This is a genomic window from uncultured Sphingomonas sp. (assembly GCF_937871615.1).
Taxonomy (GTDB): domain Bacteria; phylum Pseudomonadota; class Alphaproteobacteria; order Sphingomonadales; family Sphingomonadaceae; genus Sphingomonas.
The window spans coordinates 1-20,938 of sequence record NZ_CALMPA010000045.1; the positions used below are offsets into that span (position 1 = coordinate 1).

The window sequence follows — 20,938 nt, forward strand, 5'->3', positions numbered from 1 at the left end:
GACAAGCATCCCGGCTACGGCTCGATGGGCAAGGCGGCCCGCAGACCACGCTTACCTTAGAGGCGCTCCTGACGCGCTTGTCCCGCGAGCCAATCGTGAAATGCACCAACCTCATAGCGTCGGAGTGCCTTCGGCGAGGCAACCACATAATAGCTCCACTTCACGGGCCAGCGTTGTTCCGGGAGCAGATGGACGAGCCGCCCACTCTCGATCTCCTGCGTCACAAGCGCCTTGCGCACCAGTGCCGCGCCGCGTCCGGCGATTGCCGCCTGAATGACCGCTGCGGTCGAGTTGATCTTGAGGCCGCGGTCCGCCGGCGTCTGGTTCGCGCCTGATCGGGCCAGCCATTCGCTCCAACTCGGAAAATCGCCGCCAGGATGCGGAGTGCCATCATGGATCAGCGTCTGCTCCGCAATCCAGCCCGCCGTGATTTCATCGTGTTGAGGCAAAAGCCGACGATGGCAGACCGCGATGATCTCCTCATCCATAAGATGGGTCGCCTTCACGCCCTTCCAGGTTCCCATGCCGCAGCGAATGCCGATATCGGCCTCGCCCTGTGCGAGGTCGATGATGCGATCCGAGACATCGAGCCGGACGTCGATCGTGGGAAAGGCTTCGGCGAAGTCGTTGAGCCGGGACAACAGCCAGTTGGCAACGAACGCCTGCGACGCGGTCACCACCACGACCGAACGCGCCTTACGCCCGCGCAATTTCTTCAGCCCTGATTCCAGCCGGTCGAGACCCTGCGCGATATCGTCCAGCGCTTCCTGCGCTTCGTCGACCGGCGTCAGGCGCTCGGCGCCCGCGCGACTACGTCGGAACAGCGGGTAACCGACCCAATCCTCCAGCGACCGAACAAGCTGGCCCACCGCGGCCGGCGTCACATCGAGTTCGGACGCCGCCCCCACGAAGCTCCCATGGCGAGCGGCGGCCTCCAGGGCTTGCAGGGATTTCAGGCGAGTAAGGAAGCGCATGGCGCCCATATTATCTGAGGCACCGTCCACGACAAAGTTTTTCTTTCTTTGCGGTGTCGCCCGTTTGCCTCGCGGTCTGTCCATGCACTGGCCATCTTCGGACCAAAGAACGAGGTTTCGATGACGCTTCTCGGCAAGACGGCGCTGATCACCGGCGGATCAAGCGGCATTGGGTTGGCGGCTGCGCGATTGCTGCGCGACAGCGGCGCGCGCATCGCGATCATGGGCAGCTCGCAGGTCCGGCTCGATCAGGCCGCGCTCGAACTCGGCGGCGAAGTCCTGACCATCCGCGGTGATGTCACCTCATTCGACGATCTCGCGCATATGCACGACGTGGTACACCGGACCTTCGGCACGCTCGACATTCTGTTCGCCAACGCCGGGGTCGCGTTCGGGACACCAATCGCGACGACCGATGAAGCGGCTTACACCCGTATGATGGACGTCAATGTGAAGGGCGTCTTCTTCACGGTGCAGGCTGTCCTGCCGCTGATGCGTGAGGGCGGCTCGATCATCCTCAATACATCATGGCTCAACCAGGTCGGCGCACCCGGCCGGGCGTTGCTGTCGGCATCCAAGGCCGCGGTACGCTCGTTTGCGCGAACCCTATCGGCGGAGTTGCTCGATCGGAAGATCAGGGTGAACGCCGTCAGTCCGGGCTCGATCGAGACGCCGATCCATCGCGGCAAGAACCAGAGCGAGGAAGAGTTCCGCGCTTATGCGACGAAGGTCGGCGCGCAAGTGCCACTGGGCCGGATGGGGCGCCCCGAGGAGATTGCGGCAGCGGTGCTGTTCCTTGCCAGCGACGCCTCGAGTTACATGCTCGGCGCCGAGATCATCGTCGACGGCGGCCGGGCGGAGTTGTGAGCCATGCGGCTGAATGACGATCTTTCCGCTCGCACCGTCGTCCATGCCGGCGCAATGAGCTGGGTGCCCAGCCCGGCAAAAGGCGTCGAGCGGCGGATGCTGTTCCGCATCGGCGAGGAGAAGGCGCGCGCCACCTCGATCGTGCGCTACGCGCCCGGCAGCCGTTTTGCGCGTCATGAGCACCCCGGCGGCGAGGAGTTTCTCGTGCTCGAGGGCACATTCCAGGACGAGACCGGCGACTTTCCGACCGGCACCTATGTGCGCAACCCGCCGTGGACTGGACACGCACCCGGCAGCGCGAGTGGTTGCACCATTTTCGTCAAGCTCGGGCAATTTGGTGAAGCCGACCGCACCCGCATCGCGCAGCCGCCGGAGGGGGGGACGGCGATGCCGCGGCAGCCGGGAGTCACCTCGTCCCGCACTCTGTTTGACGGCGCGAACGAGCGTGTCGTGATAGAAGAATGGCGGTCAGACATCGAGCTGGACAACCCGGACGGGCTCGAACTGCTGGTGCTCGACGGATGCTTTGTCGAGGGCGGTGATATGCTCGAACGCTGGAGCTGGCTCCGCTTGCCGGCGGGCGAGCCGCTTTATGCACAGGTCGGGTCAAAGGGCGCGCGCGTCTGGATCAAATTCGCGCCGCTGCTACATGATGATGTGGTTGCGCTCGAGGATGTAACTTCGGGTGCGCGGTCAAGCGCATGACGGGCGCAAACCTCTTCATCGACGCGAGCCTGATCGGAGTCGGGGGAACTGTCGCACTCGATCTGTGGGCGCTGCTGATGGCGCGCATGCTGAACATGCCCGCGATCAATTGGGCGATGGTGGGCCGCTGGATCGGCAACATGCCGCGTGGTCAATTCATCCAGCAGAACATGATGACCGCCCGGCCGGTGCGGGGCGAAGCGGCGATCGGATGGAGCGCGCACTATGCCATCGGCATCGGCTACGGCTGGTTACTGCTCGCTCTTCGGGGACCTTCATGGTTCGCGCAGCCGACTTTGTTCCCGCCATTGATCCTTTCGTGGGCGCTCCTCGTGGCGCCATATTTCATCATGATGCCGGGCATGGGATCTGGCACCGCCGGGTCGAAGACATCCAGCCCCAATCTGACTCGGCTCAAGAGCGTGATCGGGCACTCGGTCTTCGGACTGGGCATGTATGCGACCGGCCTTGTGCTGGCCGGCTCGGGAATGGCGGATGGTTGATCAGCGATATGCCGGGCAAATCTTCCTTCTTGACCGTGAGAAGAGAGTGCAATGACGAGTGTAAGAGTAACTCCCTGGCAGGATGGCGATCCGGCTCCCGGCGAGCTCCTCGCTAGCATGAAGGCCCGTCGGCCGAATGGCGAGCTGATCGGGATCGATCGCGTGCTGCTAAAGAGCTTTCCGCTCGCGACAGGCTGGAATGGCCTTCTCGGACGCGTGCGCGCTGAATTTGCGCTCAGCCTCGAGTACCGCGAGCTGATCATGTGCCGTGTCGCGGTGCTCAACCGGGCCGAGTTCGAGTGGAATGTCCACAGGCCCGCCTATCTCGCCGCCGGAGGCAGCGAGAAGAAATGCGACGCGCTGCGCCGTGACGGCATCGATCCGCTGTTCGACGACGAGGAGCGCGCACTGCTGACATTGACCGACCAGTCCACCCGCAATGTCGAGGTCGAGGCAAAGGTCATCGATAACCTGCGCAACCGTTTCGGCGAGCAGCAGACGGTGGAAGCCGTCGCGACGGTGGCGGCGTACAACATGGTGTCGCGCTTCCTCGTCGCGCTGGCCATCTGACCTGAGGAAGTTGGCGACGTGATCCAAACCGATGTCGCGATCGTCGGCGGTGGCCTTGCTGGTCTCCACGCCGCGCGCCTGCTGCAGCGCGCGGCGGTTGATTTCGTCGTGATCGAGGCACGCGACCGACTGGGCGGCCGTATCCTTACGCTCGATCAAGCCGGCAGGCCGAGCGACGATGGCTTCGATCTTGGCCCGTCCTGGTACTGGCCGCAGGTGCAGCCCGCGATCGGGGAACTGGTGGCCGACCTTGGGCTGCGGTCCTACTGCCAGAACAGCGACGGCGATGTCGTGTTCGAGCGCATGTCGCGTGAAGGACGACACCGCTATCGCGGGCAGGCTCAGGAACAGCAGTCGATGCGCCTCCTCGGCGGCACCGGCGCGCTGGTGACTGCGCTTGCTCGGGACCTGCCCGACGATCGGATCTTGCTCGGTACGCGGGTGACCGCCATGCGGCTTACCGGCCACGGCGCCGAGCTGACGATCGCGCGTGCCGACGGGACGACCGAGAAACGCTCCGCCGCCCATGTGATTGCCGCCTTGCCGCCGCGATTGCTCGATGCGACGGTCACGTTCACGCCGCCGCAGGATCGAGAGACGGCACAGCGCTGGCGCGACACGGCGACCTGGATGGCCCCGCACGCCAAGTTCTTTGCGCTTTATGACCGCCCGTTCTGGCGCAATGCCGGCCTCTCGGGGACCGCGCAGAGCATGGTCGGGCCGATGGTCGAGATGCATGACGCGACGACGGCATCGGGGGGCGCTGCTCTGTTCGGTTTTCTCGGCGTCACCGCTGATCAACGCGCTCTTCTTGGCGAAGAGAAAATCGCCCAGGCCTGCCTAGAGCAGTTCGCACGCATCTTCGGCGACGAAGCACGCGCCCCGATTGCAACGATCTTCAAGGATTGGGCGGCCGATCCGTTGACCGCGACGCCGGCCGATCGCGCTGCAGCCGGCCATATCACACCGAGCGACACGCCTTGGGTATCGGGACCGTGGAGCCAGCGGCTCACGATGGCCGGGAGCGAAACCAGCCCTTCGGAAGCAGGGTATCTCGCTGGCGCGGTGATTGCCGCACGACGGGCGGTTGAGGCCCTGCTCGCCGGATCGGGTTCACCGCGTGGATAGCGTGACCGCTGATCGAAAGGTCGCGAACCGGAACGTTTGGATCCTGACGATCGCCCAGTCGCTCGGCGGCGCGAACTCGCCGATCGTCATCTCGCTTGGCGGACTGGTCGGACAACGCCTTGCGACCGATCCGGCGCTGATCACCTTGCCCGTCAGCCTCCTCAACCTTGGGCTCGCGCTCGGGACGCTACCCGCGGCGCTGGTCATGCGCCGCTTCGGGCGCCGGTCGGGATATCTGCTTGGCGCCTTGATCGGCTTGACCGCCGGGCTTGTCACCGCGCTTGGCATCGCGCGGGCGAGCTTCCTGGTCTTTTGCACCGGCACCTGCCTCGCGGGCTTCTACTCATCCTATGTGCAAAGCTATCGCTTTGCAGCCGCGGACAGCGAAACCGGTGCCCACAGCCAGCGCGCGATTGCGCGGGTTATGATCGGTGGCCTGGTCGCGGCAGTGATTGGACCAGAACTCGTCATTTGGACGCGCGATGCACTGCCCGGCACACCTTTCGCCGGCAGCTTTTTGAGCCAAGCCGCGCTGGCGGCACTGTCCATCCCGGTCCTGCTGACGCTGCGCCGAGCGCCTGCGCCGCCGGGTTATACCGCGGACCGTGCGCAGGATCGCCCCCTTGCCGAAATACTGGCGACGCCGCGTTACCTGCTCGCCATTGCCGCTGGCATCGTCTCTTATGGCTTGATGACCTTCGTGATGACCGCCTCACCTGTTGCGATGGTCGGTCATGGCCATTCAATCGATCAGGCGGCGCTTGGTATCCAGTGGCATATCCTCGCGATGTACGGGCCGAGCTTCGTGACCGGACGGTTGATGGTGCGCTTCGGCAAGGAGCGCGTCGCGGCTGTCGGCCTGACGCTCATCGCAGCGTCGGCAGCGGTCGCCCTTGCTGGTGTGGACATCGCGCATTTCTGGCTCGCGCTGATATTGCTCGGGATCGGCTGGAACTTCGGTTTCCTCGGCGCGACCGCGATGGTGGTGGCGTGTCACACACCGTCGGAGCGCAGCAAGGTGCAGGGCGCCAACGACTTCCTGGTGTTCGGAACGGTCGCGACCGCTTCCTTCTTTTCCGGATCGCTGCTCCACAGCTCCGGTTGGGAAGCGATCAATTGGCTGGTGTTGCCCACGGTCGCACTGGTGCTGGTCCCGCTGGTCTGGCGCGCGGCGCGGCCCTCGCGGATCGAGATTTACGAGAGGAAATCGGCCTGATGACCCATGCACCGCGGCGGATCGATCATCTGGTCGTTGCCGTCCATGATCTCGACGCTGCGGGGCTCTTCTATGAAAAGCTCGGCTTTCAGGTCGGCACGCGCAACCGCCACCCGTGGGGAACCGAGAACCGGCTGATCCAGTTCGGCAATTCATTCATCGAACTGATCACGGTCGGCCCCAATGCAGACGCGATACCTGATCATGCACCTGGGCGGTTCAGTTTTGGCGCCTTCGTGCGTGACTATCTTTCCCAGCGCGAGGGCCTCGCGATGCTGGTGCTGAATAGCGAGGACGCGAAGGCCGACGCCGCGCGGTTCGCCCACCTTGGCATCGGAGCGTTCGAGCCATTCTATTTCGAGCGCAAGGGCCAGAGGCCGGACGGTAGCGAGATGCATGTCGCGTTCACGCTCGCTTTTGCCGCTCACGAGAAGGCGCCTCGAGCCGGCTTTTTCGTCTGCCAGCAGCATTTCCCGGAAAATTTCTGGAACGCGGCTTTCCAGCGGCACGCCAATGGGGCGAGTGGCATCATCGAGGTCGGCATGGCCGCGAGCGATCCACAGATGTACCGGGAATTCCTGTCCGGGTTCAGCGGCGGATCGGCCGAGGCTGGCACCGACGGCTTGTCGTTCAAACTGCATGACGGGAGTTTGCGCGTCACCCCGGATAGTGCTGGCAACGCCGAACTCCAGCTCTGCTCGTTTGCCGTCCGCGTTCCTGACCTGGGGACTGAAGCGAGGCGATTGCTTGCGGCCGATGTCTCTTTCACCGCTAACGACCGGGGCCTATCCATTGGTCCCGAGACGGCTTTCGGGTTGTCCATACGGTTCGAAGATGCGGAAAGGCGGCAATAACACCATGGTATCAAGAAAAATTCTGTCGCTCCCGCGTCTGTGCCAGCGGGCCGGGATCGGGCTGGTTGTGGGAACAGTATTGGCCGGCAGCGCGGTAGCGCAGGACGCCAGTCATCCGGTCATCGCCGGCTATGGCGCGATCCAGCCCGCGGTGGATGTCAGCAATCCGCCGGATCCCTCGCTACGCTATCGCGTCGTGTTTGAGGTGACACGTACGGCATCCGACAATGCGCAGATCAATCCCGCGTTCGATCGTGTCGCTCGTTTCGTAAACCTGCTGGCTGCGTCGGGCGTCCATCCGCCTCGCGGCGACATCATAATCGTGATCCACGGGCCGGCAACGACGTCGATCTTGAGCGATGCCGCCTATCAGGCCCGGTTTCACCAGGCCAACCCCAACACCCGCCTGATCGAGGAACTGCAAAAGGCCGGCGTCATCATCCATGTATGCAGCTATGCGCTCGCCGGCGCCAAAATCGAGAAGGCCGCTGTCGCGAAGGATGTGTCGATCGACCTTGCCGCCATGGTCACGCTCGCGACCCTGCAATTGAAGGGATGGGCGCTGATCGCGGGTTAGCCGCGACCTCGGCCGAGGTCGCGGAACGATCAATCTGATCCAACGCGACCGAGATGGCGCCTATTTCCATCGAGTAACCCCCAACCGGTTCGGCAGTTCCTGGGCCGCTTGCTGACTGACAGGTTTCGGGGAGCGATCCACGGAAAGCGGCCGTTTAGGGCCCGGCGTAAGCAGACCGCTGCCGACCCAAGCGGTCGCGCGGGAGGAAGTATTAATGTCAATGTTAACACATTGATCTAAATATACACCTTACTTCCGCTCAAACACTATACCACGTCGAATCCCACCCGTGCCTCATCATCTTCCAACAGGTTAGAGTTATTCTGCCAAAAATGTCCGGATTTGTCCACGCTCGTACACGATTATTTTTAAGAATTAGGACGTAGCTCAGCTCATGTCGATTGCGACCGACTACCCTTCGGTCAAAGTTTGGAAAGTCCGAAATTACTGGATAAATTTAGTACCATCGCAATACTTTAGAGGTTAATATCATTATATAACGTCATTAATACCGTACGCACTGGCTCATTTGTCAAGGCATTCCGAATTTTACTTATGATGCATTTCCGACGTCATTTTGCGCACCTGCGGGTCACTTGTTGACGGCTGATCATGGAGCCAGAAGCTACCAACAATCGGGGCGGAGCCATCGCACGGGCCGGCTCGATGATCGCCTTTGGCCCTCGTCATGCGAACGCCAGTGCATCGCACCGAACGCCTCCATGATCGCCGGCGCCCCTATCTGGTCCAAGGGTGGCCCTTTAGAGCCACCGGTCGCTTCTCCCTCCGTCATACCACTGCGCTGGAGGCAACTCAGCGGCGGCCGGAATGACTGAGCATAAGTACATCCGGAATGGGCAGGTCTTGGAGATATGCCCTGGATTTGGGAATGATTTCCTGACCAATCCTTCATCGACGACATCTGCCAACCCGCTGACAGCATAATAGTCGACTTGGACGTGCGGTCTGCCTTTTGATATTGCACGATTCGTTCACGACTGTCTGCCAGGTGGGGGGGCCTCAGGGTCGCGACGCAGGGGGTGAGTATCATGGATCGGATTCTCGACGTCATCCTGTGGGCGTTAGGGCTTGTGTACCGCGAACGGTGGGTGGCTCCGTTGGTGTTGCTACCCATCATGTTCGGCATCGCCGGTTGGATCCACCTCCAAGCTTGGCGGAAGACGAAGCCCTATCTGAAGGCCGCGCGCGCGCGGGTCGATGCCTTGAAGAGCGCGCTTGGAGGGGATTCGGACCCGGTTGTGGAGCGGGCGGCGTTCGCCGATGCCTTCGGACGGGTCGGCGGAGCGATGAACGCCGAGGGACAAGGGGCGCACGAGCTCGTCCAGGCCTGGCGTGAATTCCAGGAGACGATCATCGACGAGACCAGCTCGCCGATCCGCAACACCAACCGCCCGAATGTTTTCTTCCAGCGGGCCGCGCCGCGTCAGACGACGCTCACTTTCGCATCCAACATCTTCGTCGCCGCGGGGCTCATCCTCACCTTCCTCGGCCTGATCGTCGCGCTCAACACCGCGGCGGGCGGGATGTCCGGCGGTGATGTCCAGGCGGCGCAATTGTCGCTTGTCGGACTACTGACGGTCGCTGGAGCGAAGTTCTTTACCTCCGTCGCCGGCCTCGGCGCCTCGATCTGGCTGCGCTTCGCCGAACATGGCCTCGCGAGGCGCGTACGGCACGAGACCGAGTTGCTGTGTCAGCTCCTGGAGCGGGGTCTCCTCTATGTCCCGCCGCAGCGTTACGCTGCCGAACAGCTCGAGGTGATGAAGGAACAACGCGACCAGCTCAAGTTCTTCAACACCGATGTGGCGATGCAACTCTCCGATCGGATCGGAAAGCAGTTCGAACAGGCGATCGCCCCGGTCGCACATTCCCTCTCCACCTTGAATGACAACATGGTCTCAGTGACCCAGGGGATCGGCGCGGGCGCGAAGGAGGCGATCGAGAAGGTCAGTGGTGATCAATTGCGGGGCTTGAGCGACACCCTCGCCACCCTCAGCCAGAGGCTCGACGTGGTGAGCCAATCGGTCGCAGGTTCCAGCCAGGACGCCTCCAACCAAATCCGTCTCGCCGGCGCTGATTTCGCTAAGGCCGCGACCGACATCCGCGACGCGTTCGAGACCCTGACCGGTCGGGTCGACAATATGGGCGCCCGGTTGAGCGAACAGGGTGAGGCTGCACAACGTGCCCAAGAGCAGAGCCTTGCGGGCATGGTCGCCGGCATCGAGGCGGCGCAGGCGCGCACGTCCGAGATGGTGGCCGGTATCGTGGCGAGCCTCCAGCACGCTGGTGCAGAGGCCGCCACAACGATGCAGCGTGAGGTCGGGCAGGCCCTCGCCGATGGTGTGGCGGAAAGCCAGCGCACCTTCCGCGTGGCCGTCGAGGAGTCCGCTGAGGGCCTCAAGGGTACCGCGAACGACCTTACCCGCGCGATCGGCCAAGCGGCCGAGACCGTGGAGCGTGCGGGTCAAGGTTTCTCAAGGAGCGGGGACAACGCAGCGCGCGCTGCCGTCGCCATGGGCGAAGTGGCTGACAATGGCCGCTCCGTCGCCGTGTCCATCAACGATGCCGCTAAGGGGTTCTCCAATGCGGCGGCTCCAGTCGCGGGTGCCGCTCAAGCGGTCAACGCCGCGGTCGACCGCCTGGCAACGACGATCGAGACGGACCGTCGTGCAGACGATGCCGCGATCGCCGAGATGCGCACCCTCGCCGAGACGATGCGACAGACGCACGCGGCAGCAGACGTGGCGTGGCGGGAATATCGCGGCCGCTTCGAAGAGGTCGATCGCGCCCTGGCGGCGACGACGGGCAAGCTCGCCGAGACGCTCGGCGACAGCTTCGCCGAATTCCGTCGGTTCGCCCAAGACACCGATCGCGAACTCGCTTCGGCCGTGAGCAGGCTCTCGGGGACGCTCACACAGGTGCAGGAATATGCCGAGGCGCTCGACGAATATGTGAATGAGATGCGCGCTCCCCATGCTGAGGCGGCCGAATGATCGCGGAGCATGCGGACGAGACAGAAGTCGTCGAGGAGGAGAATTACTTCGTCTCGATGACCGACATGATGGTCGGCCTCGTATTCGTGTTCATCATCCTGCTGATGTATTTCGCCCTGCAATTCCGCGATGTCACCGAGGAATTGTCAGGAGCCGATCGTACGCGCGCACAAATCCTGAAGCAGCTACAGCAATCCCTCCACGAGAAGGGCGTCGAGGTCTCGATCGACACCCAGAACGGCGTCCTACGCCTTCCGGATTCGATCCTCTTCGACAGCGCGCGGGCGGAGCTGAAGCCAGAGGGACATGCAGCGGTCGGCCATCTTGCAGAGGCGTTACGCGATGTCCTGCCCTGCTATGTCGACGGTGGCGCCCCACGGGCACCCACTTGCCCCAAGACCAACCACCGTATCGAATCGATCTATGTCGAGGGGCACACCGATGCCGACCGCTATGCAGGCTCCGGTGCGCTCAAGGACAATTGGGACCTCTCCGTCGTACGCGCGACCAACACCTATCGGGCGCTCACCGAGATCAAGCCCGAACTCGGGGCGCTGTGTGTCGACAAGGGCCCGCGATGTGAGCCGGTCCTCAACGTCAGCGGCTATGGTCCGCAGCGCCCCGTCAGCATGGGCCCCGCGAACGACGAGGCCACCAAGCGCCTCAATCGCCGGATCGACGTCAGGCTGATCATGGTGACGCCGGATGCCGGTGCATCGGTGGAGGCACTGCGCGATAGGCTCGACAAGCGATGAGCGCACTCAAGGAGCTCCTTTCCGAACCCAAGGCGTTGCTGTCGCGCCTCAGCGTCAAGGCGCCTGGTCCTGCGGCGCTGCGCAAGGCGGTCGCCGCGATCGAGGGGGAGGCGATGGGTGATGGCGATGTCGAAGCGCTCGCGATACTCCAGTCGCGGATCGCCGCGACGGTGCGCGGTGGCGGGGTGGGACGCCTGTCCCGGCGTGACCTGCGCGAGGGGTGCAAGGCGTTCCTGCTTCCCCCCGATCCGCCCGGTCGGGAACCGGACCTCCGCGATGCGCTGATCGGCGAGGTCCGTTCGCTTGAGCGTCGAGCCGCCTTCTTCGCCCTGATCGACAGCTATATCGATGCGTTCGATGAGGGGGATGAGGATATCGCGGCGACCGCCGAACAGCTCGCACTCGCCGCGCGGGCATGGCGGTGGCGCGAAGGCGATCACTGGCCAACCGATATCGCCGCGCTCGACCTGTTCGCGCCGGCAAGGGCCCCCGCGAAGCTGGCCGACCTCGTGCTAGGCGGCGGCGCGTCGCCACTCGACGTGCTCAACCGTTGGGGGCTGGCCACCCCTGGGCGCCGCAAAGGGGGACTCGTCACTGAGGCTTTCATTCGAGCGTGCCGCGCCGTCTCGCGGTTGCGTGGGCGCGAGGCGGTGGACGGACAGCGGCGGCTGATCGGATGGGCCCGCGATGAATCAGGAGCACTGGCCTACGCCCGCGCGTGGCCCGACCTGGTCGACGCTTGCCTGACCCCATGGACCACCAACGAACCTGACAACGAGCACAAGGTCCATCTGATCGAGACCCTGGAACGGTTCGGTGGCGGGGATCCCCGAGTCCGTCCAGAACGCTGGCGCTCCGTCGTCGAACGCTTCCCCGATGCGTATGGACTGCTCCTGCGCTGGTTGACCCGCGCGTCCGTCCTGCAGTTCCTTGATATCGTCGATCGATCCCTACGAGAGAGCGACGTCAAGCGCATGTGGTCCTATCGGCGGGCCTTCTGGACCTCCTACCTGATGGGGACCGGCGGTGGGCCGCAGATCGATGCCGCCTGGGTCGCCTTCGGCGACGACGGGGCGCGTCTCGCCACCCAGGCCGCGCGGGAGAGTGGGGACAGGTCCTTCGCCGCCTTCGGCCGCCAGGAGGACAAGTCTCCCCAACATGCTGCGTTGATCGTGCGGATCGGGGACCTCACGATCGTCGATTGGAGCCACAACGCGAAATACAATGTGTGGCGCAAGGGCGAGAAAGGCGTCCCCGCATTGTTCAAGCAGGCATATCGGCTGGGCGAACTCTACAGCGCGCCCCTCCAGGAGAGCCATTCGGCGCCCGCAAACTACGCTTGGCAGAAGAAGCTCGCGCGCATCATCGAAGGCCGGACCTTCTGGACCGAGAAGCCGGAATGGAGGCCGCGTCGTGTTTGATGCCTTCCGGCGGAAGCCGACCGCCCAGACCGTACTCCGCTGGACCAGCGAGGGGGACATGGTCCTCTTATGGCTGGAACGCGCCGGACGACGGCTGCCCGTCGACGAATGGGGCGCCGCACTGCCCGCATTGGCGCCGGTGCTGGATCGGGTCCGGGATAGGATCGAAGCGGGAAGCCACGATCAAAGCCTGGGATCCAGCATAGGGGAGGACGGACTCCAACTCGCGCCGTCGCTGGTCGCGGGGTTGGACGGAGAGGAGGCGTCTGCACTGGGCCTCCCGGCGGCGACCGCCTTCGCGCTCGATCTCCATCCGATCGATCGGATCGACCAGGACAGCTTCCGTGTACGCATGCGATGGGTACGACCTGGAGGGCAACCCGTTCGCGCGACCGCGCGCGGTGCGATCCTGGAGTCCGAGGTTGGACCGAGGCGCATCCCCCAGCCCTTGTTCGAACTCCTGCAGGCCTCGACCCCATTGACCCAGCCGCTCGACACCGCGGCGCGGTTCGAGGCGCTTGCGAGGCTGCGCGGGGTCTGGCCGGAGGACCCGCGGACGCCGGTCGAATCGGACGGATACCTCAAGGACCTGCGCATCCACTATGCGGCTGGCGTCTCGCTCAAGCTGACGACGCTCACGCCTGAGCATACGGCTTTCGATCCGGTGCTGTTTAATGTCCGGGATGTCGCCGAGGACATCGTCGGAGCAGGACCTGCCGGTGTAGATGAGGATGTCGACAACATCCTGCCCCCAGCGTCGCAGCGCCTCTTCGCCGAGGATCGCTTCCGTCGCGAGACGACGGCACGTCCAGCCTATGTGCTGCGTGACGGCGAATATGTCTTCATCGATCCGTCTTTGCGTCCGCTTCTGGATGTGATCCGCCAGGTCCAAGAGGCCCCAGAGGTGGAACGCCGCGACTTCATCCTCAATCCACGCCGCGTGTTCCGTGAGCGGTTGGGCGATGATGCATCGGATGCGGTCGGGCTCGACGATCGTTTCATCGACACCGAGCAGTTCTCCGCCCGCGTCGCTGGGGTCGACGTCTGGCGCACCCCTGTGCTTCCTTGGTTGGCGGGCGTGGGCGGCAACAGTTGGTTGCCCGAACGATTTGGATTGCGGGTCGGCGAGGATTATTTCGCGCTACCGGCCCAGAATGTCGCGGCCGTGATCGAGCGGTTTGAAGCATCGGCCGCCGCCGGTGAAGCGAGCGCCGACGTGTCTGGACTGCTGGAGCCAGCCACACCTGATGCTCCGTCCCCGCCGGATCGACTGCCCGTCAACGACCAGTGCCGGGCCGCCCTCAATGCGCTCGCCCCCTTCGCTTCGGTGACCGCCGACGCGGCGGAGGATGATCTCGCCGACCCAGCCTGGGATGCGACGCGCGGCAAGCTCTTCCTCGTCGTGCGCGACAATTTCGAGGAGGTCGACTACGCGCCCTTTGCGGGACAAGATGAGCCGGACCTCCCGCCTGCGACGGATATTGATCCGCCTGCGATATTGACGAGCAGCCTGAAACCACATCAGACCGCGGGCCTCGGCTGGCTGGTCCACGCGGTCCGTTGCGGGCGTCCGGGTGCGTTGCTCGCCGACGATATGGGGCTTGGCAAGACCCTCCAGGCGATCGCCTTCATGGCCTATCTCCAAGAGCGGGCAGCCTTAGAACGACGCGATCACCAGCCCTTCCTGATCGTGGCCCCGACTGGCCTGTTGGGCACCTGGCGTGACGAGATCGCCAAGCATCTCGCGTTGCCCCGCCTCGGCACGCTCGTTCCGGCATTCGGTGCCAACCTCAAGCTCCTGCGCGAGGAGGACGGGTTCGGCGCGCGGGATATCGAGACGGGCAAGGCCGCCCTCAACGCCGCCGAATGGCGGGATGCGGGCGTGGTGCTCACGACCTATGAGACCATGCGCGACTATCATTTCAGCTTCGCCAAGACGCGCTTCGGACTGATCATCTATGACGAGATCCAGAAGCTCAAGAACCCGGCGAGCCAGGTCAGTCGTGCAGCCAAGGCGTTGAATGCGGATTTCGTGCTCGGGATGACCGGGACGCCCGTCGAGAACCGTCTCCAGGACCTATGGGCCATCATGGACGTCGTGTCGCCCGGGCTGCTCGGGGCGAGCCGCGACTTCGAGGCCCGCCATGACCCGGTCGACAAGGAGGCGCTCGCAAGGCTCAAGGCACTGCTCTCCGAACCCCATGGACGGGGGCCGCAACCGATGCTGCGTCGGATGAAGTCCGATGCGCTGGATGCGATGCCGCATAAGACCATCCACACGTTGGAGCAGGATATGCCCGGCATCCAGGCGGATGCCTATCGGGACCTCGTTCTCCATGCGGCGGCGGCGGGGAACGCGGGCAATCTCGGGCAAGGCGGCATGTTGAGCGTCTTGGCGCGGATGCGCGGTGTCTCGTTGCACCCGGTTGATCCGCGCGAGGCACCCGATGATCTCGATGGATATGCTGCTGGGTCGGCACGTCTATCCCAAACGCTCACAGTGCTGGACCGGGTCGCAGCCGCAGGGGAGAAGGCGCTGATCTTCGTCGAGGACCTCGCCATGCAGGACCGCCTCGCCGGTATGATCAAGGCGCGATTCAAGCTCCAGAGGCGGCCGATGCGCATCAATGGCTCCGTCGCCGGGCCGAAGCGCCAGGAGATGGTGAACGCCTTCCAAGCCGAGGACGGGCGCTTCGATGTCATGATCCTGTCGCCCAAGGCCGGCGGGGTCGGCTTGACGCTCACCGCCGCCAACCATGTGATCCACCTCTCCCGCTGGTGGAATCCCGCGGTCGAGGACCAGGCGACCGACAGGGTCTTCCGGATCGGCCAGACACGCGACGTCCACGTCCATCTGCCACTCGCGATCCATCCCGACGTCGACCTCGCCCCATCGAGCTTCGACCGGCGCCTCGACGCCCTGATCAACCGTAAGCGTGCCCTCACACGTGACTTGTTCCTGCCCCCCGAGGTCGGTGAGGCGGAGCTCAGCAACCTGTTCCGGGAGGTCTCACTCGAGGCCGGTGCCGAGGACGGGGATCAGTCGGTTGCGACGCCGGAGGCACCACCGGTGCCGACGATGGAGCCCTCCGTGCCGGTCCCGGCAGCGATGATGGCCGATGCCGGGATACGGCTCTGGCGTCGCGCGCCCGGCGAAGGACGTCCCACGGACGAGATTCTCGCCTTGTTCGCAGGTAAACACATCACCCAACTGGCGATACGTGACCCCTACGCCCTGGTCGATGACGACGCACGTCGAGCGCAAGCACGCTTCGTGGCTGAGCTCGCCGCGGCCGCGGCCGGGATCGATGGGGTCCTCATCGAATATGCCCCCGAGATCGACAGGCATTCCAACGACGCTGCCGACCGTCGCGCGTTCGGAGCAGATTATGCCGCGCACCTGCTAGGCAGCGGCCCCCGTTTGTCCCTGGTCCGGCGCCACAAACGTGGCGGTGGCGATGACTTCCATGATCGCTTCATCGAGATCGATGTGCGTGGGGCCGATGGCACGTCCGCCCGCCACGAGCTGACCATCGGACGCGGGGTCCTGGCCTTGTATGACGTCGGCCGGCAATGCACGGTGACCTACGCGCCACCCCGCGGGGCCCTGTGACGATCACTGGATGGCGGAGCGCGGAAGGGCAACCGGAATGAGGTACACGACCTACTCACACTGTGCGGGTGCGGAACGGGTCCCGCCCAGGCTCCAGGCGGAGCTTGGGGAGATCATCGCAACCGTGCCGGCGAAGTATGAGCGAGGAGCGGTGAAGCAAATCCGCGATCCGCTCCTCATCAAGCTGAAGGAGTGCGGATGGTCGGGCAAGGTCGACGTCGCCCGTGGGTCGGACATGACGATCACGTCGATCCAGGATCGCGTCGGGCTTTGCCTGCAGACCGGCAACATGGCTCGGGTCTACGCGGACCTCATCAAGCTCCAGACCCTCTACCTCGACAATGCGATCTCGGCGGCCGTCCTGATCGTGCCTTCGCAACCGCTCGCGCTCGCGCTCGGCAGCAACATCGCCCAGGCCCCCCGGCTTGAACGGGAGCTCGAGATCTTCCGCAAGGCCTACCACGTCCCCACCTTGTTGTACGCGCTGGAGTGATCATGAGTATCTCGCCGCTTCCCACCTCCCCCAAGGGCTCGCGCTTCGGCTGGCCCAAGCCTGCGCGCCTTGAGGAGTTCGCGACGCTCCTCGAGGCGAAGGGGCTTCCCACCCATCGCGTAGTGATCCAGGGACAGCCTAAGGACATCCCGATCATCCGGGTGCCGATCGATCTCCCAAAGTACCGCATGGCCAATGGCCGCACGGCCTCGCTGCAGGTCGAATACCTCGCAAAGCATCCGGATGTCCGTCGGGACCTGTTCAAGGGTGACCCCGAATTGTGGGACGCCCAGGAGGTGCAGCACGGCCTGCTCCTCCAACTCGGCAAGGTCGCCGACCTCTCGAAATATTTCGAGGATACGGCGAACCAGCAGGTCGGCCCGATCCTCCTCGATGAGAACGGCTTCGTGATCAACGGCAACCGCCGCTTGTCGACCTGGCGCGAGCTCCTGAACACCGATCGCAATCGCTATGGCCATTTCACCGATATCGATGTCGCGGTGCTGCCCCACTGCACCGATCGTCAGATCGACCGCATCGAGGCCATGCTGCAGATCGAGAAGGACATCCGGGCCGACTATTATTGGGACGCGCAGGCGAACATGATGGTCGCCAAGCTGGACACAGGCTTCACCCCGACCGAACTCGCCGAGCTCTACCGCATGAAGCCCGATGAGGTCGAGGAGCTGCTCGACATGCGCGACTATGCGGCCCAGTATCTAAGATCGCGCGGGAAACCGGACCTGTGGTCCCAGGTATCCACCTATGAGTTCGCATTCCGCCGGCTGGTGCAATGGCGCAAGAAGGTGTCGGGGGTCGCCAGGCAGGAGATGTTCAAGGAGGCGACTTTCGCGTTGATCGATGATCCCACGGCGGTCGGACGCCTGTACGAGGCGATCCCGGCGCTCGCGGACAATATCGAGGAGGTGAGCAATCGCCTCGCAGCCGAGTTCCCGGTCAAACCCGCCAGCACATCGAGCGAACTGGATGAGCTGTTCGGTGGCGGAATGGGGGGTGACGATCAGGCCATCGATACTGCGCTGGTCGCCGTGCTGCAGGACGAGGACAGCAGGAAGCAGGCGCGCGACATCATCGCAGATGTCCTTGAGGCGCAACGGCAGCTCAAGAAGGATCGGAAAGCCGCGGGCTATCTGCTCGACACCTGCGCCAAGGCGCGCGCCGCACTCGAGGCCGCCGTCAAGGACGGCCTCCGCGCCGAGTCCAGGTCGAATGGCGTGGAGCGGCAACTCGCGGCGATCGAGGAGCATGTGGCGACGATCAGGCGGTTCCTCGCGCAACATGCTTGAGGTCGATTACACCGCAAACGGCGCGCGCGCGGTCCTACGCTGGGATGCTGAAGATCAGGCGGCGCCATGGGTGTCGCTGCTCAAGAGGGTCGCATCCGACCACAGCGAGGACATGACGCTCGACACGGCGACGTCCTTGTCCATGCCCTGGTGGGCGTTCGCCGGGGCCCGCGCGCAGTTCCTGCAGGTTTTCCAGGCGCATCAGCTGCGTCCCGGGGCGGGGCTCGCCATCAGCGAGACGGCAGCCGACCTGCTCCGTCGCTCCCGACGGGTCGCCGACGATTACCAGAGGGCGACGACCGCGGAACCGCTCGCTGAGGACGAACTGCGCTCGCGTCTGGACGAGCGGGGCTTCGACCGGGCCCTCTCCGCGATGCAGGTCCGCAATGTCACGAGGATGGCGTCGCTGCCGGCGGCGGCGACCTTCTCGGTGCCGGGTGCGGGCAAGACCACCGAGGCCTTGGCTTGGTTCTTCCAGCGCTCCGGCCCCAAGGATCGCCTCCTCGTCGTCGCCCCGAAGAACGCGTTCGCCGCCTGGGACGAGCAGATCAGTGAATGTGTACCGTTCATCAAGGGGGGCTTCACCCGCCTACGGGGCGGTCGCGACCAGATCCAATGGCTGCTCGTCGGTGACCCCCGCTTCATGCTGATCACCTATCAGCAGCTGACGCGGGTCTCCGACCTCGTCGCCAACCACCTGGCCGCGCACCCCGCCTTCGTCTTCCTCGACGAGAGCCATCGCATCAAATCGGGCGTCGGGGCTGCGAGCGCGAGAGCCACGCTCAGCCTCTCCCATCTGCCGATCGGCAAGCTCATCATGTCCGGCACGCCGATGCCGCAGGCCGTCAGCGACCTCATCCCACAATTCAATTTCCTCTACCCGGAGATTCCGGCGCGCGAGGAGGATGTGATCGACCTCATCCGGCCGGTCTTCGTGCGCACCAACAAGAAGGAGCTCGACCTCCCCGCTGTCGATCGGCACCTGATCCGCTTGCCGATGGCGCCCGTACAGCACGAACTGTACCAGCTCATGAAGCACGAGGTCGCGCGCGAGGCAGCGACCGCACTCAGCATGCAGAGCAAGCAGGCCTTCCGCTCGCTGGGGCGCTCGGTGTCGCGCCTCCTTCAATATGTCTCCAACCCCTCTCTGCTCGCAGCCCAAATCGGGTTCGCCCATCCCGATCTGCTCGCAGCGGTATTGGCCGAGGGGGACGGGCCCAAGCTCGACTATGTCCTGCGCCGGACCCGGCAGCTCTGCGCACAAGGGCATAAGGTGCTGATCTGGTCGTCGTTCGTGCGCAACGTCGAGTATATCGCCGCGCGCCTGGCGGACCTGGGCGCTGTCTACATCCACGGTGGTGTCGATGCCGGGGCCGACGACGATGCGGAGTCACGGGAGGGCAAGATCAAGCTCTTCCACGACAACCCGACGGTGAAGGTCATGGTCGCCAATCCGGCTGCGGCGAGCGAAGGCGTCAGCCTGCACCGCATCTGCCACCACGCCATCTATCTGGACCGGACCTTCAACGCGGCGCACTACCTCCAATCGGAGGATCGTATCCACCGCTTCGGTCTCCCCAAGGACCAGTCGACGGACATCGAGATCGTCGAATGCACCGGGACCGTCGACGAGACGGTACGGCTCCGCTTGGGTTTCAAGATCACGCAGATGGGCCAGGCGCTCGAGGATTCATCGCTCGCCCCCGATCCGATCCCGATCGATCCCATCGAGGCCGACAATGCCGAGGATCGCGAGGACTTCACGACCGGCCTCGCACTCGATGACATCCGTGCCTTGGTCGCTGAACTCGGCGGTGGGGGATGATCGATCTGTCACCAGGCCTTGCGCAGGCGGGCTTCGAGCTCCTGGGCATGATCGGACGGCAAGGTCTCACCATCAAGGACATGCTGGAGGGACTTGGCCGCGTGGGCGCGATGCCGACCCGCGACGTACTGACCCTCACCCAATCGCTCGATTGGATCCAAGTCGACACGGACGGGATGCTGGCATCGACGGCAGCAGGCATCAGGCTGTCAGAGGCGGGTGACTATGCCGCGCGGCTGCGCCTGGCCCTGCTCGACCATGCGATGCTGCTGTCTCCACCCTGGGTGCAGAACGCCCGCGCTGGGCGCTCACGGACACTGTCCTTCGCGCCGATGGGAATCCAGCAGGTCCTGGTCGAAGCAGGTGTCGCGGAGGGCGTAGGTCAGGATGTGATCGCCTTCTGGGACAGATTGGCGGCGCTCGCCCGCGGCCAACGCGATGAGCGCCTGAACGCGATCGGTCGTCTCGGCGAGAGGCTCACCTTCGAGCAGGAGGCCGAGCGGACGGGGCGGACACCGCGTTGGGCGGCGATCGACTCGAACGCGGACGGGTACGATATCCTGTCGATCGTCGCTGCAGACGATCCCCGCCCGCTCTCGATCGAGGTCAAGACGACGACCATCGGCGTGGCCGGCGATCTCATCCTGACGCGGCATGAATGGGAGACCGCGAGGATGGCTGCGGTGCATCGCTTCGACATATGGGACGTCTCCCGCAGCGACGCGCCCCGGCTCGCCTGCCTCGGTGTCGACGCGATCGGGGCCCACGTCCCGCTCGATCGGGAACGGGGCCGCTGGGAACAGGTGACGATACCCGTGGGCAGTTTCGAGCAGCAACTCCAGCCGATCTGATCGGGCCTCACCCAGCGGCGTCAAGACCGGCCGACACCATGTCGATCGGCTCGGCATCGACATCCAGCGGGAAGTTCCGGTCGAGCCATAGGGAGGCTGGTTGGGTCGCAGATCTGCACGGCGCGCGATCTCCGCCACGTTCGCTCCAGGCACTGCTATCGCCGCAACCAACTGCCGCTTCTGCTCGGCGGTCCACACACGCCGCCGCTCCGGCCCCGAAATTATCGTGATCTGGCTCATCGCACCGTCCCTTGTACCGGTGCAAACA

The 20,938-nt window shown here is 64.5% G+C and carries 17 protein-coding genes and 1 pseudogene; 16 read left to right on the forward strand and 2 right to left on the reverse strand.

What is annotated here, in order from left to right; genetic code table 11:
• Positions 1-56: 56 nt before the first annotated feature.
• Entirely contained in the window at positions 57-974 is a 918-nt protein-coding gene (locus tag Q0316_RS11470) for a LysR substrate-binding domain-containing protein (protein ID WP_298672503.1), read from the reverse strand.
• A 120-nt stretch (positions 975-1,094) separates the two neighbouring features.
• Between Q0316_RS11470 and Q0316_RS11475 the strand changes: the two genes are divergently transcribed.
• The 16 genes from Q0316_RS11475 to Q0316_RS11550 all read left to right on the forward strand — a co-directional run bounded on the left by Q0316_RS11475 (position 1,095) and on the right by Q0316_RS11550 (position 20,670).
• Entirely contained in the window at positions 1,095-1,841 is a 747-nt protein-coding gene (locus tag Q0316_RS11475; RefSeq protein ID WP_298672505.1) for an SDR family oxidoreductase, read from the forward strand.
• Between the two features lie 3 nt (positions 1,842-1,844).
• Positions 1,845-2,546, forward strand: a complete 702-nt coding sequence (locus Q0316_RS11480; RefSeq protein ID WP_298672508.1) for a cupin domain-containing protein — start codon at positions 1,845-1,847, stop codon at positions 2,544-2,546.
• Entirely contained in the window at positions 2,543-3,049 is a 507-nt protein-coding gene (locus Q0316_RS11485; RefSeq protein WP_298672512.1) for a DUF2938 domain-containing protein, read from the forward strand. The genes Q0316_RS11480 and Q0316_RS11485 overlap by 4 nt, the downstream gene beginning before the upstream one ends.
• A gap of 117 nt (positions 3,050-3,166) precedes the next feature.
• The gene (locus Q0316_RS11490) at positions 3,167-3,619 is read left to right on the forward strand and encodes a carboxymuconolactone decarboxylase family protein (RefSeq protein ID WP_298672515.1); all 453 of its coding nucleotides are present in this window, start codon (positions 3,167-3,169) and stop codon (positions 3,617-3,619) included.
• An 18-nt stretch (positions 3,620-3,637) separates the two neighbouring features.
• A complete protein-coding gene (locus Q0316_RS11495; protein ID WP_298672517.1) occupies positions 3,638-4,747 on the forward strand; it encodes an FAD-dependent oxidoreductase in 1,110 nt (369 codons plus the stop codon).
• Positions 4,689-5,963, forward strand: coding sequence for an MFS transporter (locus tag Q0316_RS11500; RefSeq protein ID WP_298672519.1), 1,275 nt, complete (start codon positions 4,689-4,691; stop codon positions 5,961-5,963). Before Q0316_RS11495 ends, Q0316_RS11500 begins: the two co-directional genes overlap by 59 nt.
• On the forward strand, positions 5,963-6,817 hold the full coding sequence (locus Q0316_RS11505) for a VOC family protein (protein WP_298672521.1): 855 nt from the start codon (positions 5,963-5,965) through the stop codon (positions 6,815-6,817). The genes Q0316_RS11500 and Q0316_RS11505 overlap by 1 nt, the downstream gene beginning before the upstream one ends.
• The gene (locus Q0316_RS11510) at positions 6,798-7,394 is read left to right on the forward strand and encodes a DsrE family protein (protein WP_367179693.1); all 597 of its coding nucleotides are present in this window, start codon (positions 6,798-6,800) and stop codon (positions 7,392-7,394) included. Before Q0316_RS11505 ends, Q0316_RS11510 begins: the two co-directional genes overlap by 20 nt.
• A gap of 1,049 nt (positions 7,395-8,443) precedes the next feature.
• Complete coding sequence (gene zorA, locus Q0316_RS11515) at positions 8,444-10,405, forward strand: anti-phage ZorAB system protein ZorA (RefSeq protein WP_298672524.1); 1,962 nt, start codon at positions 8,444-8,446, stop codon at positions 10,403-10,405.
• The gene (locus Q0316_RS11520) at positions 10,402-11,160 is read left to right on the forward strand and encodes an OmpA family protein (RefSeq protein ID WP_298672528.1); all 759 of its coding nucleotides are present in this window, start codon (positions 10,402-10,404) and stop codon (positions 11,158-11,160) included. The genes zorA and Q0316_RS11520 overlap by 4 nt, the downstream gene beginning before the upstream one ends.
• Positions 11,157-12,581, forward strand: a complete 1,425-nt coding sequence (locus Q0316_RS11525) for an EH signature domain-containing protein (protein WP_298672530.1) — start codon at positions 11,157-11,159, stop codon at positions 12,579-12,581. The genes Q0316_RS11520 and Q0316_RS11525 overlap by 4 nt, the downstream gene beginning before the upstream one ends.
• On the forward strand, positions 12,574-16,194 hold the full coding sequence (locus Q0316_RS11530) for a DEAD/DEAH box helicase (RefSeq protein WP_298672533.1): 3,621 nt from the start codon (positions 12,574-12,576) through the stop codon (positions 16,192-16,194). The genes Q0316_RS11525 and Q0316_RS11530 overlap by 8 nt, the downstream gene beginning before the upstream one ends.
• Before the next feature lie 151 nt (positions 16,195-16,345).
• The gene (locus tag Q0316_RS11535; protein WP_298672538.1) at positions 16,346-16,687 is read left to right on the forward strand and encodes a hypothetical protein; all 342 of its coding nucleotides are present in this window, start codon (positions 16,346-16,348) and stop codon (positions 16,685-16,687) included.
• 2 nt (positions 16,688-16,689) lie between these two features.
• Complete coding sequence (locus tag Q0316_RS11540) at positions 16,690-17,994, forward strand: hypothetical protein (RefSeq protein WP_298672540.1); 1,305 nt, start codon at positions 16,690-16,692, stop codon at positions 17,992-17,994.
• On the forward strand, positions 17,987-19,819 hold the full coding sequence (locus Q0316_RS11545) for a DEAD/DEAH box helicase (RefSeq protein ID WP_298672543.1): 1,833 nt from the start codon (positions 17,987-17,989) through the stop codon (positions 19,817-19,819). The genes Q0316_RS11540 and Q0316_RS11545 overlap by 8 nt, the downstream gene beginning before the upstream one ends.
• Positions 19,816-20,670, forward strand: coding sequence for a DUF3883 domain-containing protein (locus Q0316_RS11550; RefSeq protein WP_298672546.1), 855 nt, complete (start codon positions 19,816-19,818; stop codon positions 20,668-20,670). Before Q0316_RS11545 ends, Q0316_RS11550 begins: the two co-directional genes overlap by 4 nt.
• 108 nt (positions 20,671-20,778) lie before the next feature.
• Here Q0316_RS11550 and Q0316_RS11555 read toward each other — a convergent pair.
• A pseudogene (locus tag Q0316_RS11555) lies at positions 20,779-20,910 on the reverse strand (transposase); the annotation flags it as partial.
• Positions 20,911-20,938 lie beyond the last annotated feature (28 nt).

Excerpts from the sequence above, each read along its gene's own strand:
- Q0316_RS11550 (WP_298672546.1), top strand. The coding sequence starts at position 19,816 with ATGATCGATCTGTCACCAGGCCTTGCGCAGGCGGGCTTCGAGCTCCTG.
- Q0316_RS11510 (WP_367179693.1), top strand. The coding sequence starts at position 6,798 with ATGCGGAAAGGCGGCAATAACACCATGGTATCAAGAAAAATTCTGTCG.
- Q0316_RS11470 (WP_298672503.1), bottom strand. The coding sequence starts at position 974 with ATGCGCTTCCTTACTCGCCTGAAATCCCTGCAAGCCCTGGAGGCCGCC.
- Q0316_RS11545 (WP_298672543.1), top strand. The coding sequence starts at position 17,987 with ATGCTTGAGGTCGATTACACCGCAAACGGCGCGCGCGCGGTCCTACGC.
- Q0316_RS11540 (WP_298672540.1), top strand. The coding sequence starts at position 16,690 with ATGAGTATCTCGCCGCTTCCCACCTCCCCCAAGGGCTCGCGCTTCGGC.
- Q0316_RS11505 (WP_298672521.1), top strand. The coding sequence starts at position 5,963 with ATGACCCATGCACCGCGGCGGATCGATCATCTGGTCGTTGCCGTCCAT.
- Q0316_RS11520 (WP_298672528.1), top strand. The coding sequence starts at position 10,402 with ATGATCGCGGAGCATGCGGACGAGACAGAAGTCGTCGAGGAGGAGAAT.
- Q0316_RS11480 (WP_298672508.1), top strand. The coding sequence starts at position 1,845 with ATGCGGCTGAATGACGATCTTTCCGCTCGCACCGTCGTCCATGCCGGC.
- Q0316_RS11525 (WP_298672530.1), top strand. The coding sequence starts at position 11,157 with ATGAGCGCACTCAAGGAGCTCCTTTCCGAACCCAAGGCGTTGCTGTCG.
- zorA (WP_298672524.1), top strand. The coding sequence starts at position 8,444 with ATGGATCGGATTCTCGACGTCATCCTGTGGGCGTTAGGGCTTGTGTAC.
- Q0316_RS11490 (WP_298672515.1), top strand. The coding sequence starts at position 3,167 with ATGAAGGCCCGTCGGCCGAATGGCGAGCTGATCGGGATCGATCGCGTG.
- Q0316_RS11475 (WP_298672505.1), top strand. The coding sequence starts at position 1,095 with ATGACGCTTCTCGGCAAGACGGCGCTGATCACCGGCGGATCAAGCGGC.
- Q0316_RS11485 (WP_298672512.1), top strand. The coding sequence starts at position 2,543 with ATGACGGGCGCAAACCTCTTCATCGACGCGAGCCTGATCGGAGTCGGG.